Below are 17211 nucleotides of genomic sequence, written 5' to 3'. Positions count from 1 at the left end.
GGGAAATACATTTCCTAATGCTGCCTATGACGATATAATCATAGAATCATTGTATCGAGCAGAGGAGGGCTTACCCATTCATCATTCAACTGAACTCTCTCAGTCCTATACGGTATCTCCCGAAAAGCAGCAGCAGATATACAAGCGAACGTTGATMATTGTCGTGCTAGCTCAGCTTTTCGGAGGAGCAGGGCTTGCGGCCGGGGTTACTGTCGGAGCGTTGCTTGCCAAGGATATGCTGGGGACGGATAGCTATGGAGGCGTGCCTGTGGCGCTTCTCACGCTTGGTTCGGCCGCCGGCGCTTATCTCATCGGAAGATTGTCCCAGCGTAGCGGGCGACGGATCGGACTGGCAGCCGGATTCCTGACCGGCGGCATCGGCGCTGCGGGCATTGTCTTCGCTGCCGTCGCGGACAGTCTTGTCTTATTGTTCCTCTCGTTTGTTATTTATGGGGCGGGTACCGCCACGAATCTGCAGGCGAGATACGCGGGAACGGATTTGGCGATGCCATCGCAACGGGCTAAAGCGATTAGCGTTGCGATGGTAGCGACGACGTTCGGAGCGGTTGCGGGGCCGAATCTAGTGCCGGTCATGGGCGATTTCGCGGAGGCCAACGGCATTCCCGTACTTGCCGGACCTTTCATTTTATCGGCTGCCGCATTCATCGTCGCGAGTTTGGTTCTGTTCGTGCTTCTTCGTCCTGATCCGCTGCGGATCGCCAAAGCCATCGCGGAGTCGCAGAAGGCAAGCTCCGACAGCCATCCGTCTGCCTCGCGCCAGTCGCTCGCTGATGGCCGCAAAGGAATCGTTGTTGGCGCGACTGTAATGGTATTAACCCAGGTGGTCATGATTGCGATCATGACCATGACGCCAATCCATATGCAGCATCATGGTCACGGCCTTGGAGCGGTAGGACTCGTAATCGGCATCCATATTGGCGCTATGTATTTGCCGTCGCTCTTCACCGGTATACTTGTGGATAAGTTCGGACGAATTCCAATGGCCTTTGCGGCAGGCGTTACTTTATTGATTGCCGGCTTTATTGCTGCCATTGCGCCAGCAGATTCTTTGACACTGCTGATCTCAGCATTGACGTTGCTCGGGCTTGGTTGGAACTTCGGACTTATTAGCGGAACGGCCTTGGTCGTCGATGCAACGACAATCGAGAACAGAGCCAAGACGCAAGGCGCTCTTGACGTATTCATTGCTATCGCCGGTGCTTCAGGCGGCGCATTATCCGGTATGGTCGTAGCAGGGTCAAGCTACGCTGTACTTGCGATATCCGGCAGCGTTCTGTCGCTATTGCTCATTCCCGTTGGTCTATGGTATAGAGCAGGTAAAGTAAAAATCTAATGTTCATAAAAAGAAAATCAAAAACAGGCTAACCATTTTATGAACGGTTAGCCTGTTTTTTTCTTTGTCTCTCATTTGATTTTTTTATTCTAGCGGGTTGTAAAATTTGCGGCAAATAAAAAAGACACCGCGAGGTGTCGCTGTTTATTTCTGTGTGGGTTCAAATAAAGCATGCCGTCCGCTGCTTCTTATAATAGTAGTATAACCTGAGGGAATTTATAAGTCTATACTTTTTATGGAAATTCCGGTATCTTTAACGATGCGGTTTGAGTAGAGAGGCATAGGCGGTGAATGGTCATTCATTATTGGAAATGCTTTCGTAATGCAGCATTTATTTTATATCACATCGAGAAGAGATACGTACTCATCTTAGCGGCAGCACTCCTCATTTCGGTGCCGATTATGCCGCTTGAGCTTTTGCTTGTCAAAACCATCATTGATCGAATTCAGGCATGGTCGGCTTCAGCACCGATAAGTCCCATTCTATGGGCATCTGGGTGGCTTGGTTTACTGATGTTCGTTAACAGTGTTGCGCTAGGAGCGCCGATTCCACTTGCCATGACCCGCCTTAATGAGGTAGGAACGCTTGAGGAACAGCGCCTCATCATGCGCAAAACGTCAAGGCTTCCATTAGCGACAATCGAATCTGCGAAGGTGAAGGATATGCGAGAACGCGCGCTTCGAGTATCGGTATACGAGATCTATCATACAGGGGCAGAGTTGCTTCAACTGTCTATGCAATTATTGGTGCTCATCATCGTTATCATCCGATTGGGCCAATGGCTTCCGGTCATTGCAGTTATTGCTTCCGTTCTCTTACTTGTATATATATCCGGCAAATCAGCTGGCAGCATCGAGCGAATGACGCGAGAGCAAAGCTCTGATCGCAGATTATTGCGCCATTACTCTGAGCTGATGACGAATCGCATTGCAGCAAAGGAAGTGAGGTTGTTCGACTTAGGGAGTCTCTTAAGCGATAGATGGACGGTACTAATGGGGCAGACTTCTAAGCATACGTTGAGTGCTGTTCGTTCAGCTGAAGGCCGGAAAGTCGCACCTGAGCTGCTAATGGCACTGCTTACCGGGCTGCTGCTAGCTTTAGTCGTATTAATGCCCGGACAGAAATTGCTGTCCGCGGGACATTTTGCTTTCCTATTCTTGGCGTTGACGACATTATTATCACAATTGCCAAGCTTAATCAGGCAAGGCGTCGCAATGCGAACACATTATATGAAGTGGGAGGACTTCCAAGCTTATTTAAACCTTGATGAAGTACAACCTAATCGATCAAACAGAGAGGCATCGGCAGCATTTGAAGAAAATGTAGCAGAAGGGAAGCAGCCTGGGGGCTTGCAACTGCAAGTGAGTAATCTCCATTTCGGATATCCCGGCAATAATCGCGATGCCATTCGCGGCGTTTCTTTTGTCATTCCTCCGAATAGCCGTGTCGCATTAGTCGGTGAGAACGGATCAGGCAAATCGACATTGGTCAAATTGCTATTAGGACTCTATTCTCCAACGACAGGGGAAATCGTATGGAGCCGTTTAAAGGCTGGCCGGATTGTGCCTACATCAGCCGAAGGAAATGTATCCGTCGTCTTCCAAGATTTCACCCGCTTGTTGTTGACGCTCCGTGAAAATGTTGCATTAGGTCAAATATCAGCACTCATGGATGATAAGCGTTTGCATCAATCCTTGCAGGCAGCGGGCAGTCGGTTCGAGGATTTGAGCATGCAGCTTGGCGTTCCATTCGAGGGCATCGAGCCCTCCGGGGGGGAGTGGCAGAAGATCGCGACGGCTCGAGCTATCCTTAATGACGCTGAGTTTGTATTATTCGATGAGCCGACGGCAGCTCTAGATCCAAAAGCAGAGAAGGATGCATTCGAGCTTTTCTTGCGTGCTTCGGAGGGGCGTTCAGCTTTGCTCGTCACGCACCGGCTGGGTGCGGCGAAGATGGCTGACATTATCCTCGTTTTGAAAGAGGGGCAGCTCGTGGAGCAAGGCACGCATCAACAATTAATGGAGAGGGACGGCCTATATAGCCATATGTTTCAATTACAGGCGTCGTGGTATGTAGGATGAAACAAATGAATATAAAAAAAATCATTCCATTATTTTATCTCGTATGGCGTCATATGCCTCTCCTGTCCCTGGCATGGCTGACTATTCCTATTGTGCTTGGTATGCTTGTCGTTCCGGGATTAGCGGCGCAGCGTGAGCTCGTTGACCTGTTCGTCCATGAGAGTGCTGCCGATCCGGTGGGGCGTCAGATGAGCGAGTGGATAGGACACGCTTGGGAGCCTTTAGCTATTTTTACAGCAGTGTCACTCTTTCGGGTAGGTTTATCTGCCCTCCATAACATCATCGATGCCCAATTCCGCGACCAAGCAACGATGAAGATTCAAGCAGCGGTCTATCATAAAGCCGTAAGCGTACCGTTAGAGATGATGGAGCAAACCGAATATTATGATCTGCTGCAAAGAGCGAAGAGCGTGGCGGGAACGGATTTATTCGGAGTGTTGCAAAATGTGATCGCTTTTCTTCGTTTGTTTTTCGAACTCATCGGACTCATTCTCGTCGCGTGGTTCGCCCATCCCGTAATCGGATTCGTACTCGTTGTTGTATTTATAATCTCGTTCGTAATCCGGCTGGAGTCAGATCTTGTTGTCCGTAAGCAGAATCGCGACTTAACCAGGTCTGGGAGACAGTCTGATTATCTGAAGGAGGAGCTCACGAAGCCGGAAACCGTTCGAGAAATGAGGCTCTTCGGTTCACTTGAGTATTTGACCGACAAATGGAGTAGTATGATGCGCGACTCACTCTCCCTGCGAATGGGAGCGCGCAGGAGAGAAATAAAACGCGGCATGCTCGTATCGACCGTGCAGATCATAGGGTTAATCGGAACGGTCACATGGATGTTGTCTCAGTTAAAATCGGGGAACTTTACGGCGGGTACGTTCGTTATTGTTTTTCTAGCTATGCGGCAAGCTTACGGCATATCCGGAAGAATGGCTTTTCCAATCGGCAAGATCGTTATTCAAAGCGATAAGATTAATGATCTGGCAGTCTACTTATCTATGAATCAGAAGTCGGATTCACGAGGTGCGGCACCGCTTGCTAACGAGCCGCTAAAGCCAGGGAAAATTATAATTAATAACGTTAATTATCGATATTTGAACAGTAACGAATATGTGTTGCGAGACATTAATCTGAGGCTCAATCCGGGCGAGACGGTTGCACTGGTCGGAGAGAACGGGGCTGGTAAATCCACGCTTGTGAAGCTGCTTCTTGGTTTATATGAACCGACTTCGGGTTCTGTAACGTGGGATGGCATTGATTATAAGCATTTAGACTGCTCGAGGCTGCGGAGATCCTCGTCGGCGGTCTTCCAAGACTATGTTCGGTATGAAACGACTTTGCGTGATAATGTTGGCTTCGGTGCAACAGCGTTTCTACACAATGACTCAGCGATTAATCATGCCTTGGAAGCCGGAGGTCTAGTCGATTTGAATCATTTTGAAGGCGGGTTAGAAACTTCGTTAGGCTTGTTGTCCGCCGGCGGCCGTGAGTTAAGCGGCGGTCAATGGCAGCGGCTGGCGATTGCAAGGGCGGCCATTCGAAATGCGGGACTGCTCGTCCTTGATGAACCGACCTCTGCGATTGATCCGGTGCATGAGACCGAGCTGTATCGCTCCTTCCAAGCGCTTGCAGCAGGCAAGACGGTGCTGTTCGTCTCGCATCGTCTAGGCTGGGCCCGTTATGCTGATCGGATCGTCGTTCTTAAAGGTGGAGAGATCGTGGAGGAGGGCGATCATGGGTCGCTGATGGCTGCCGATGGCGTCTATGCCGCGATGTTCCAGGCACAAGCTTCATGGTATCAGGAGGCTTAAGTCGAATGTTGCACCCCTTCGGATATCGCTGTAAAATGAATTTTATGCAATCGGATAATGGATTATTGAACTGGAGGACATAGGATGAGCAAGCGTTATCGAGTGACGAGAGAATATCAACAACATAGAAGTGCGGAGGAGCAAGCGATATCGTTAGAGGAATGCAAACGATATTTTGCGACGAAGCCTGATTTCACCTATTCGCCCGTGTTCATCGCTCATGGCGAGACGACGATGACGATTGAAGGGGATTTCTTCATGTGGAGCCACGGAGATGCATTAATCCCATTCCGTCATTACGGCGGAGATATTTATGTCTCAGGAAGCAATGATGCCGTTATACCTGTGATGATGGAAGTGGCAAGTGAATTGACGGCGGATGTGGAAGAAGGATAGTTGCAAGAGTGGAGGCTGATCTCATTTGTATACGCTCGCGAAAGAAGAAATAAAGGCTTACTTGCAGCGAATTGGAATCGCGGAACATCAGCCGCCAACAAAAGCTTACTTGGTTGCTCTTCATGAGGCGCATGTTCGAACACTTACTTGGCAAACCATAGATATTTTTACAAGAAAACCGGCCATGATCGGATTTAAGCCATCCGTACAGCTCATTCTAAGCGGCAGGAGCGGATATTGCTTTCATCTAAACGGGGCGTTCAGCGCGCTTCTTCATTCATTGGGTTATCAGGTTAACCTGCATCGCGCTGGCGTTCAGCCATTGGGTTTAGAACCGCGAGTCAACTCGTTCCATTTGGGACTCAGCGTCGATTTCAACGACGATCAATCGAAGCCTGAGAAGTGGATTGTGGATGTAGGACTCGGGGACATGCCCTATCGTCCTCTGCCCATGCAATACGGATCATATGAGCAAGGCCCATTGCGTTATCAGGTGACGCAATCAACGGTCGTGAAGCCAGGCTGGAGGCTTGATCATGATCCGAACGCTTCTTTTGTCGGCGTAGATATTGATGCTGAAGTGCTGAATGGGCTGGATGAGTTCTATCCGAAGCATGAGCATTATAGCCGTTCACCAGAATCTCCATGGATGAATATATTTCTAATAAGACAACGCGATGCGGAGGAAAGCAATGAGCTTCGCGGCTGTATCTGGAGCAAGCGAGACCGTAATGGAGTGTCAAAAACCGAATTGGTTAATGAGTCGCAATGGCTTAGCGTGCTAGCAGACGTGTTCGGAGAAAAGCTCGTTCACTACGACAGCATCGAACGAAACGTTTTATGGAAAAGGGTTGAAGCTGACCATCAAGCATGGAAGGCTTCTAGGGCTGACGAAATTAATTAATTTAATTTCAAAAAAAATGTTTACCTTTGAAAAGTAATTTGATAATATAATCGCATATGAAATGCTATGAAGAGACGAGTAAATAAAGGGATACTTTCACAGAGAGCTCCGTCCGCTGAAAAGGAGCAAAGCGTACTTTATTGAACAAAGACTCAGAGCAGCGCATGGGAACTGTGAACAACGGGGATCATGTGCCAGGAGCTCCTGTTACAGAGCTAGAGTATAAGCATTAATTGACAATGTCGTACTCGAAGAGGCTAATATGGCGACATATTGGCGAATCTGGGGTGGTACCGCGAGTATAATAATCTCGTCCCTAAGACATCAGTCTTGGGGGTGGGATTTTTTTGTTGCCTTTATGGAAAGGATAGCTTGCAAGTAACATAGTATAGGTTGCCCATTCATATTTCATGCGAAAGGATTTGAAGAGCAAATGTCACAATTACTCAAAGTTGCTATCGTCGGAGGAACAGGCATGGTTGGCCAACGCTTCGTTCAATTGCTCGACGGTCACCCATGGTTCAAAGTAACAGCAATCGCTGCCAGCGCCAGCTCGGCCGGCAAAACATATGAACAATCCGTACAAGGAAGATGGAAGCTAGCTACCCCAATTCCTGAAGAAGTGAAACAAATCGTCGTTCAAGACGCTTCCAAAGTKGAAGAGGTTGCGGCTGACGTAGACTTTATCTTCTGCGCGGTCGATATGAAGAAAGATGAAATTAAAGCGTTGGAAGAAGCTTACGCGAAGACAGGAACGCCGGTAATCTCCAACAACTCGGCGCATCGCTGGACAGCGGACGTTCCGATGATCATTCCGGAAATCAACCCAAGCCATATGGATATTATCGCAGCACAACGCAAACGCCTTGGAACTTCGACCGGCTTCATCGCCGTGAAGCCGAACTGCTCTATCCAAAGCTATGTGCCGGCCCTTCATGCGCTTCAGGATTTCAAACCGACGACAGTCGTGGCATCGACTTACCAGGCGATCTCCGGAGCAGGCAAAAACTTCACCGACTGGCCGGATATGCTCGACAATGTTATCCCGTATATTGGCGGCGAAGAAGAGAAAAGCGAGCAGGAGCCGCTTCGAATCTGGGGCAGCATCGAGAACGACCAGATCGTGAAAGCAAGCGCTCCATTGATCACGACGCAGTGCATCCGCGTACCGGTAACGGACGGACATCTCGCAACGGTATTCGTATCGTTCGAGAACAAACCTTCGAAGGAAGAAATTCTTGCTCGTTGGCAGAACTTCAAAGGCCGTCCTCAAGAGCTGGAATTGCCTAGCGCGCCTAAGCAATTCATTACGTATTTCGAGGAAGAGAACAGACCGCAGACGAAGCTGGATCGCGACATCGAGAACGGCATGGGCGTATCGGCGGGCAGATTGCGCGAGGACTCGTTGTATGATTTCAAATTCGTAGGCTTATCGCACAACACGCTTCGCGGCGCGGCTGGCGGCGCAGTACTGATCGCTGAACTGCTGAAAGCGGAAGGTTATATTCAAGCGAAGTAAGGGTATAGAAATCAAAAAAAACAAGAGCGCAGATCTAACTGCACTCTTGTTTTTTTGTTCATAATAAGCCAACATAAGGAATGAGCTCAAAGTGCTCCGTAACCGGGATCATTTTGACGCGTATTATTGTTTTATCATAAACAGAAGGTGAGTTAATCTATCGTATGAATGTGGGAATATCCGAACGTTCCGATACATGGTATAACAATGCTGAGGTGAAGGCGGCTCAGTATTTTCATTCGCTTTCGGCGCAGGTTGCAAGCAAGTCCTATGTGGCAACCTTGACGGAAGACATTCGATTATGGCAAAAGGTTCATGTCAAACCTCACTCTTTGCTTACGATGCTTACGCGATTAAACAAGAGACCGGAAGCTCATGATTACAGCAGATATATCCGCTGGTTGAGCGACAATGGGAAGCTGGATAGTTATTTGGATCGAAGCGTGTCGTATATTTATATGAGGGATTTGGGCAAAGCGCTGCATTCTTCCGAGGCAAAGGACCAAATAAGAGATATAGTTAACGACGTTAAGAAACACTTGTTGCGCGGTTCCCATACGAAGCAAAACGAGCAGCCGCAATTAATGAACATGCACGGTCTATATCGTTGGGCCCAGAAGGAAGGCATCGAGAACGCCGCTATTTGGGTGATCGGCAAGATAAGGGCCGTAACCTCGATTATTCCGGATGGAATGAATGCGGAACAAGCTGTCCGCAAGCTGATCAAGCTTATTGTTGGTGTCGTCATGCATGTCATGGACGACATGGACAGTTCCGTATTGCCAGCAGATCGTGCTAAGCGATTGGATGAAGCGATCAGACTCGGTTATTCCTACGGCCTGACCTATCCATTCATTGATGATCTGCTCGATTCTAGAGTGTTGGATCATGAAGAGAAAAAACAATATTCCCAAATGATCCGTGCGACGCTTATGGATGGAGCCGTACCTGATATAGAAGAATGGAACGGCAACAATAGAGAACTAGTGCATTTCGTGCACGCAGAGCTGCGCGACGCATTCGAATATATTAAGCGGCGCCAATTGCCGGATACGATGCAAGCCTTCACAGAACAGTCCTATGTATTTTTTCATTCCCAGGATCTAGACCGAATGAAGGAGCTTCACAATTCAAGCTACACGAATGAGGAGCTATATTTGCCTGTTATCATTAAGTCGTCCTCTTCACGGCTGATTGTTCGTTCCGTTATCGGGTCTGATGCAGATGACGGTTTCGATCAACGAACCTTTTATTACGGAATTTATAATCAGCTTGCTGATGATTTTGCCGATATGTTCGACGATATGAGGGACGGAGCGGTTACGGCTTACACTTATTATTTAACCTATCGTGACAGCCGTCCAGATCTCATTAATCCGTATGAATTGTATTGGGCGGTCATCGCTTACTTGATTCATAATGTATATGACTCCGATGCCAAGTCTCGTGAGGTGCTGTTGTCGCGTGCCATTAACGGTCTTAAGCGATGCAAGCAACGTGTCGGTGATGTGAAGTATAACGAGATCATGGACATATTTGCTTCGGGAAATCCGGTGTTCAATCGACTTATTGGGCGGGTGGTAGGCCGAGCTGACAACGTTGATTTCTATGATAAGCTGCTGCGGGATCAGATGGTGGACGTTCTTAGAAACGACAGGCAAGAGAAGGAGCAGTTTCTAGAGACGATCAAAAATGTACGGGATCAGATCAATAGCCATCTGCCAATCTCTAAGCCAAACGGGATTCCCGCCATGAAAGAAACGCTGATTGACGCTGCCAACTATAGTCTGAACGGGGATGGCAAGCGAATTCGTCCTATACTGACTTGGGTCATGGGCGTTAATGAATACGGATTGAGTCCTACGGGGATATTGCCGCTTCTTAGATCGCTCGAATATATGCATACCGCTTCGTTGATCTTCGATGATTTGCCGTCGCAAGATAATTCTTCTGCCCGCAGGGGGCGTCCAACGCTGCATCAGCTTCATAATAGCGCTACAGCGGAATTAACGGGACTGTATCTCATACAAAAAGGGATTGAAGAGCAAGCGTCGCTTGTCGCGTTCGATGCCAATAACGTGCTTGCAGTGATCCGCTATTCCTCTCAGAAAGCTGCCGATATGAGCGCGGGCCAGGCAATGGATTTGAATGCCAGAGGCAAAGAGCTTACGCTTGAGCAATTGAACACGATCAGTTATTACAAAACGGGAATTGCTTTCGAAGCTTCACTCGTCATGCCGGCCATTCTTGCCCAAGTAGGGGATTCAGAGATACAATCGTTGAAGAAGTTTTCGTATCATGCGGGAATCGCCTTCCAAATTAAGGATGATTTACTTGATGCGGAAGGGAATATTCAAGTGCTTGGCAAGCCTGCAGGTCAAGATATTGCCAACAACAATTCGACCTTCGTAACCGTTCTTGGCGTGGAGGATGCGCGTAAGACGATGTGGGATCATTATTGTCTAGCGATGGAAGTACTGAGAGATATTCCTCGCAATACGGCTTTCTTAAAGCAATTATTGAATTATTTAATTACTCGTGATAAATAGGTAGTAAGACGTAGGAGTGGAGACGCTATGGATATCAGAGTGGATGATTTATCCGATTCCAAAGTGATTGCTTTGGTTAATTATCATCTTCAAGGGATGTACGACAATACGCCGGCTGAAAGTGTGCATGCGCTGGGACTTGCTGAACTCAGAAAGCCGGATATTACGTTTTGGAGCGCTTGGGAGGGAGAGGAGCTGCTTGGTTGCGGTGCAATCAAGCAGCTGGATCCGAAGCACGGAGAGATTAAGTCCATGCGCACGGCTGCCGAGCATCTTCGAAAAGGCGTAGCCAAAAAAATTTTGCTGCAAATGCTCGAGACAGCGAAAGCTAGAGGGTATGAGCGTTTGAGCTTGGAAACGGGGAGCACGATCGATTTCGAGCCAGCGAGAATGCTTTATGAGCGACTGGGCTTCGCCTACTGCGGGCCGTTCGCGGACTATACCGACGATCCGCTTAGCGCCTTTATGACGAAGGAATTGTAGGTCCAATTAGAGAAAGCGGGGATAGCGATGACACAAAACTTCAGCATCGGAAAAGCGACCCTCCTGAACGGGACATTTACGATTGGACAAGCTAGGCAAGAGGACACGGATGCGATTCTAGCGCTCTTGCTGGAAACGGCGAAGTGGCTGCAAAGCAAAGGCTCAACCCAGTGGAGCGCACTGCTAAGCGGGGAAGACTCGCATGATACAGCCGGGGCGATCAGAAGAGGCGATGTCTTCATTGCCAAGGACGGAGAGACAGCGGCAGGTATCGTTATTCTGATGCGCGAGCCAAGCGAGTGGGATCTTTGTCTATGGGAAGATGCAGCGAGTTCATACGATCGCGCCATCTATCTGCATCGCCTTGCAATCAGCCGTAGTTATGCGAAGTCGGGGCTTGGCGAAGCCATTCTGCAATGGTCCAATTCAGGCATATTGTTCGAAGGCAAGGACGTTGTTCGCTTAGACTGCATAGCTGACAATCCGACCCTAAATGATCTATACAGCCGGAACGGTTATGTGAATAAGGGACTAACGGATGGCTTCAACCTATACGAGAAGCCGGTTGAATTAAGAAATAAGGTATGGTAAGATACTTGTAATTTTAACGATTGGGGTTGAACGGAATAATGTAATATTTCTTGCAGCGAGTATACATGGATAAAACGATCAAGGCGAGTTATTTCGTCTGTTTTATTTGTTATATGCAAGAAAGTTACAACGTTCTTCATGACTCAATCTAAATATCCTTATCCTAATCCGCTTAGCGGGTTGGATTTGCTGTATTTATTTGAGCTACAAGAAAGTAACTTTCTTGTAGCTCTTATTTTTTTACTTACAGGAGGATATTATTTATGTCATTAATAAATGTGTCGAATTTGACGTTTGCCTACGACGGCAGCTATGATTTTATATTCGAAAACGTAAGTTTTCAGATTGATACCGATTGGAAATTAGGTTTTACGGGAAGAAACGGCAGAGGGAAAACAACCTTCTTGAACTTGCTGCTAGGTAAATACGAGTTCAGCGGCAGCATTTCGGCCAAGGTCGGCTTTGAATATTTTCCGTTCCCCGTTGCGAACAAAGAGAATAATGTGTTGGACGTTATCGACGAGATTATACCGGATTATGAGCACTGGGAATTGATGCGCGAACTTTCTTTGCTTAAAGTAACCGAGGATGTGCTATATCGGCCATTCGATTCCTTGTCGAACGGAGAGCAGACGAAAGTGCTGCTGGCGGCGTTATTTCTGAAGGAAAATAGCTTTCTGCTCATTGACGAGCCGACGAACCATTTGGACATGGAGGCTAGGAGGCTTGTCAGCCGGTATTTGAGTTCGAAAAGCGGTTATATACTCGTGTCGCATGACCGTTCCTTCCTTGATCGCTGCGTCGATCATATTCTTTCGATCAATAAGACGAATATCGAGATACAGAAGGGAAACTTCTCCGACTGGTGGGAAAATAAGCAGCGGCAGGATCACTTCGAGCTCGCCGAAAACGACAAGCTGAAGAAGGACATTCATCGCCTGTCGGAAGCGTCTAAACGTACGAGCAATTGGTCGCATGAAGTGGAGAAGACGAAAAACGGAACAAGAAATTCTGGTTCTAAGGTCGATAAAGGTTATGTTGGCCATAAGGCTGCTAAAATGATGAAACGCTCCAAATCGTTAGAGCACAGGCAGCAATCGGCCATTGATGAGAAGTCGCAACTGCTCAAAAATATCGAGAGCTCCGAGAAGTTGAAAATTGCTCAGCTTGCTTATCATAAGAAACAGCTCGCCGAGCTTGAGCATGTCTCGATCCAATATGGGGATAAGACGGTCTGCTCGGACATCAGCTTTACGATTGAGCAAGGGGAGAGAATCGCATTAACGGGCAAAAACGGGTCCGGAAAGTCAAGCCTCATCAAGCTCATCTGCGGCGAGGATCTATCGTATACCGGAACCTTCAGACGGGGCAGCCAGCTAAAAATATCTTATGTGTCACAGGACACCTCGCATTTGTATGGCAATCTGACAGATTACGCAAGGCAAAGCGGCATTGATGAAAGCTTGTTCAAAGCGATCTTACGGAAGCTGGATTTCGCCAGAGTGCAATTCGAGAAAGATATATCGTCATACAGCGGCGGTCAGAAGAAGAAGGTGCTCATTGCCAAGAGTTTGTGCGAGAATGTCCATTTGCTAATCTGGGATGAACCGCTTAACTTCATCGATGTCATTTCCCGGATGCAAATCGAGGAGCTGCTGCTGGAATACGAGCCGACCATACTGTTCGTAGAACATGATAGCGAATTCTGCAGCAACATTGCGACGAAGACGATTGCACTGAAGTAGACTTTCGCTCGGGAACTACTTCAGCAAACCGCTTCCCGTAATATGGATGATGAACTCAGGCTCGATTTGCACGTTGCGGTACTCTTCATCCCAGTTCATTTGCTTACTCAACTTTGGATGGAAGGCCGACAAATGACCCTCAATACCAAAAACGTCACTATTCGCGGCCAACAGTTTCTTGGTTATGGCTTTTGCCTGATTATTTAGAGACAGCGCAATTTCATGGCTTAACGCTTCCTTATCCTTCTCTACCCCCGAGATATGAGGATAATTGACGATTTCACCGTATAAATGTACCTTGATGGAGCAAGTAATGGCTTGACTTGCTTCATCAACGTTTACTCGCATGTTCCGTTTCATTTTCATGGTGCTGAATGAAATCATTTCTTTGTTTGATTCATCTTGTTTTTTCGTTGTGCGAATCGGCTCTATCTCCACATTCATGATTGCCGTCTTAGCCATTTGATCCATTAAAAGCAGCAGCAACGTTGTGTCTTCACCGGATATAATCTCCCCTGTGAATCGATCGCCGTGAAACAAAGCGGCACTATCGAGAATCAAATTATTCGGTTCTTTCAATCTGATCAACGGAAGAATCGTATCCTGATGGGTGTCGAACATCTTGGACCAAAGGCTGTACAGCGATTGTTCCGGGATGACGGTGCTAATTTCAGCCGCTGTGATCGTTTGGAGAATATCGAACGAAATGGGGCTTTTCTCAAGCTTATCAACCGTTAATACGCTCGCTGCGGGATCTAGACTGATAATTACCTTGGAGGCGATGTAGCTTTTGGAGTTGCGATAAAAAAATTCCAACGGCTCGTATATGCCTTGCTTGGCTACTTTTTGATTGATAATAATGATATGCGTTTTATTGCCGACGGTTTTGCCCGCAAGCATATTGTCCAACTTAATACCGACTTCGAGCAGCGATTTTCCCGAAGATTGAACAAGCTCGTCTTGTAAAAGAAATTGACCTCCTCCTTTGCTCTGGAGCCGCAAAGCTCGAACCGTACCTGCGAGGTTATTGTTTTGATCTAGGTCCAACCCTATTCCGCTAATGATTCTTTGATTAACGATATGATCGGTATCCCAACAACCAGTCAGTGACAAAAGTATAAGCAGGGAAACAACGATGGTGACTATCCTCGCTCTCATGACGAACACCTTTTCGTATGTTTTTTAAAAATAAACGACAGCAGCAGCATGAGCGCAGGCACAACGCCGATGACCACAAAGTAGCCGTTCTGAATCCATTGGCTGACTTGATCTAATTGCTCCAGCGTCGAAAAATAGTGCCCTACGAGAACGATGATTACACTACTGAACATAATCGATTTCCGATAAGAGCGCTGATCATGGCTTAAGCTTTTGCCGGCCATATAAAGATATGCAATGATGGAAGTCGTCATTGGGACGATCCATAATGACAAGAATATGAGGTCCAAACGTTCGACTATACGATAGTGAAATCCTTTGAACATGAACAGGAGCGGCGATTGTAGCTGCTTTAACGCGTTTGGACTGAAGCTCACCAGACAAATAAGGACGAAGTAGGTGTACAATATCGTAACGAACAGGTTCGCGAATGAAACGATCTTCAGTAATCCCCTCGTATCACTCTTCACATAGGTGAATGCAAATAAGACGATTTCAAACCCGATCATGGAAAAAAAAGTATGATGACTTCCCTTAACAATATCGAGGAAGCTGGATTTACCTATAGGAAGCAGGTAAGAGAAATGCAGCTCTTTCGTCCAATCGAGAAAACTCATCAAAATTAATATTACAAAAAGGAAGGAGGTAACGACCATAAAGCGGGAAATAATTCGGATATCCTCAAGCGCCAAGAACAGGCAAGTCGCAACGATGAGAATGAGCAGCGCCCAATTAGGCGTATGTGGCAGCAACCACATATTAATCATTTCGATGTACAGCGTGGAGGAGAGACCCGCAATGATCATACAGCAGACGGAGAAAAAGATGTTATACGCTTTGCCTGTGATGTTGCCGAATAGCTTAATCGTCATCTCGGAAAAATTGTGATTCGGAAATCTTTTGTACAGCAGCCAATAGATAAGCAATAGCAGTTGAACAGCGGCACCGGCGATTAAAGTAGAGATCCAACCATCCCCGTCAACCGATTGCTGCATGTCGGATGGCAAAGACAATAAACCAATGCCTATCTGACTTTGGATAATCAAAAAAAACAATTGAAATTTAGATATCGATACTCTAGCGGCGCTCAATTTTTTTCCACCTCTTGAAAAATGACATATGACCGCCCTCGAAGCCAGGCTTGCTATGCCGCTTCCATTCAGGCAATCTCAATAATGCATCTCTAATTCGCTTTGGACGATAGTTTGTAAATGGATAAAAATAGGGCTCGCCAAACGTTTCCAGCTTGCATAAATGCATAACGATAACCATTAGCATAAGCACAATGCCGAAAAATCCGAACAGCGACGCTGCAATAATCATCGGAAATCCTAATATACGCAGACTTGTTCCGAATTCGCTGAGCGGCGTGACGAATGAAGCTATCGCTGTCAAACCGATCACGACGATCATCGTATTCGAGATCAGATGGGCTTCTACAACCGCCGTTCCGATAACGAGACCGCCGACGATGCCGATGGTTTGCGAGATGGGCGACGGCAGACGAATGGAAGCCTCCTTTAAGATCTCGAGCGTAATTTGCATAACAAGGGCTTCCAAGATAGGAGGAAACGGAACGTACGTCAATGAAACCTTGATGGAATAAAAAATACCTAAAGGAAGAACCTCTGCGTGAAACGATACAATGGCAATGTAAATGGCAGGCAATGTAATGGCGAATATAAAGCTGAGCAGACGAATCAAACGGAAAAAGGTACCTGATACCCATCTGCTAGAAAAGTCATCTGGAGATTGATAGAAGGAAAAAAAGTTGATCGGAACAACTAATACGTTCGGGCTTCCGTCAACGATAATACATAACTTGCCTTCCATTAAGTAGGAGATCACTCGATCGGGCCGTTCTGTTTTGAGCGACTGGGCAAAAGGGGATAGAGGATGCTCCTCGATCCATTCTTCTATATTTTCAATGGAATAGAGATGATCCGTTTCGAACGCGGCCAACCTCTGGGTGCATTCGGCGACAATGTCCGGGTTAATGAGCCCATCCATATATAACATAGCGATGTTCGAACTCGTGATTTTGCCTATTTGTTGATACTTGACTTTCAGCTTGGTGCTTCTTAGCCGCTTTCGGATCAGATAGATATTGGTATCAACACTTTCAATGAATCCCTCATGCGGACCAATTACGGTCTGTTCTTCTTTCGGCTCCTCTATGGAACGGCTTAAATTTTCTGCAACGCATATAAGTGTAGCTTTGGGATCGTTATCGGATAAGAGGATGCACGAGCCATCGAGCAAAGCGTCGACAATGAGAGCAAGATCGGTTGTCCGATTAACGACGGCAGATGAAACGGTATCATCATCTAAATCAAGATTGTTAACCACTAGCGGTTCGATGAGGCCGGTATGAATCAGATCTGTCTTCACAAGCGTATTCAAGTAAAGGATCAGGCAGATTTGGTTATGCACAAGCATTTTTTTTGTAGACAAATCCTCTGTATCCGTGAACTGATGCTGAATAAGGGCAGCATTGCGATCAATATCGTTGGTTAACTCGTTTACGCCAGAAGACATCTTTCACCTCGGAACACATTTTATTTCAATATGCCCAATTCGTACGGATCGTATCAACCGATATAGTAAAAGGACCTCAAACTC

13 protein-coding genes and 1 other annotated feature are annotated in these 17211 nt (G+C 47.0%); of the genes, 10 read left to right on the top strand and 3 right to left on the bottom strand.

The genetic code is table 11. The features are described 5' to 3' along the window. Positions 1–76 precede the first annotated feature (76 nt). From AC1DF0_RS19430 to AC1DF0_RS19385, 10 genes are all read left to right on the top strand, one after another. Positions 77–1354 (top strand): MFS transporter, encoded by a 1278-nt coding sequence (locus AC1DF0_RS19430; protein WP_442049142.1) that lies wholly within the window; start codon positions 77–79, stop codon positions 1352–1354. Between the two features lie 291 nt (positions 1355–1645). Beyond that, the gene (locus AC1DF0_RS19425; RefSeq protein WP_477575029.1) at positions 1646–3436 is read left to right on the top strand and encodes an ATP-binding cassette domain-containing protein; all 1791 of its coding nucleotides are present in this window, start codon (positions 1646–1648) and stop codon (positions 3434–3436) included. A 5-nt stretch (positions 3437–3441) separates the two neighbouring features. Beyond that, on the top strand, positions 3442–5244 hold the full coding sequence (locus tag AC1DF0_RS19420) for an ABC transporter ATP-binding protein (protein ID WP_477575028.1): 1803 nt from the start codon (positions 3442–3444) through the stop codon (positions 5242–5244). A gap of 84 nt (positions 5245–5328) precedes the next feature. Further along, positions 5329–5640 carry a hypothetical protein gene (locus tag AC1DF0_RS19415; RefSeq protein ID WP_442049045.1) on the top strand — a complete coding sequence of 104 codons (312 nt, stop codon included), beginning with the start codon at positions 5329–5331 and terminating at the stop codon, positions 5638–5640. A 25-nt stretch (positions 5641–5665) separates the two neighbouring features. After that, a complete protein-coding gene (locus tag AC1DF0_RS19410) occupies positions 5666–6544 on the top strand; it encodes an arylamine N-acetyltransferase family protein (RefSeq protein WP_477575027.1) in 879 nt (292 codons plus the stop codon). A 57-nt stretch (positions 6545–6601) separates the two neighbouring features. Then, positions 6602–6865 (top strand) — a binding site (T-box leader). A gap of 112 nt (positions 6866–6977) precedes the next feature. After that, entirely contained in the window at positions 6978–8063 is a 1086-nt protein-coding gene (gene asd, locus AC1DF0_RS19405; RefSeq protein WP_337101194.1) for an aspartate-semialdehyde dehydrogenase, read from the top strand. 164 nt (positions 8064–8227) lie between these two features. Beyond that, entirely contained in the window at positions 8228–10612 is a 2385-nt protein-coding gene (locus tag AC1DF0_RS19400; RefSeq protein ID WP_442049043.1) for a polyprenyl synthetase family protein, read from the top strand. 27 nt (positions 10613–10639) lie between these two features. Continuing rightward, positions 10640–11095 carry a GNAT family N-acetyltransferase gene (locus tag AC1DF0_RS19395; RefSeq protein ID WP_442049042.1) on the top strand — a complete coding sequence of 152 codons (456 nt, stop codon included), beginning with the start codon at positions 10640–10642 and terminating at the stop codon, positions 11093–11095. Positions 11096–11122: 27 nt separating this feature from the next. Continuing rightward, a complete protein-coding gene (locus tag AC1DF0_RS19390; RefSeq protein WP_442049041.1) occupies positions 11123–11686 on the top strand; it encodes a GNAT family N-acetyltransferase in 564 nt (187 codons plus the stop codon). 263 nt (positions 11687–11949) lie between these two features. Further along, complete coding sequence (locus tag AC1DF0_RS19385) at positions 11950–13431, top strand: Lsa family ABC-F type ribosomal protection protein (RefSeq protein WP_477575026.1); 1482 nt, start codon at positions 11950–11952, stop codon at positions 13429–13431. Positions 13432–13446: 15 nt separating this feature from the next. On the opposite strand, the gene AC1DF0_RS19380 is transcribed toward AC1DF0_RS19385, so the two are convergent. The 3 genes from AC1DF0_RS19380 to AC1DF0_RS19370 are packed head-to-tail and all read right to left on the bottom strand — an operon-like array spanning position 13447 to position 17127. After that, complete coding sequence (locus AC1DF0_RS19380) at positions 13447–14589, bottom strand: Ger(x)C family spore germination protein (RefSeq protein WP_477575025.1); 1143 nt, start codon at positions 14587–14589, stop codon at positions 13447–13449. After that, positions 14586–15680, bottom strand: coding sequence for a GerAB/ArcD/ProY family transporter (locus AC1DF0_RS19375; RefSeq protein WP_477575024.1), 1095 nt, complete (start codon positions 15678–15680; stop codon positions 14586–14588). The genes AC1DF0_RS19380 and AC1DF0_RS19375 overlap by 4 nt, the downstream gene beginning before the upstream one ends. After that, the gene (locus tag AC1DF0_RS19370) at positions 15667–17127 is read right to left on the bottom strand and encodes a spore germination protein (protein WP_477575023.1); all 1461 of its coding nucleotides are present in this window, start codon (positions 17125–17127) and stop codon (positions 15667–15669) included. The genes AC1DF0_RS19375 and AC1DF0_RS19370 overlap by 14 nt, the downstream gene beginning before the upstream one ends. Positions 17128–17211 lie beyond the last annotated feature (84 nt).

The organism is Paenibacillus sp. 05T425 (assembly GCF_056396205.1).
Note: the sequence above shows the minus strand (reverse complement) of the source record. Positions and strands in the feature narration are given on the sequence as shown.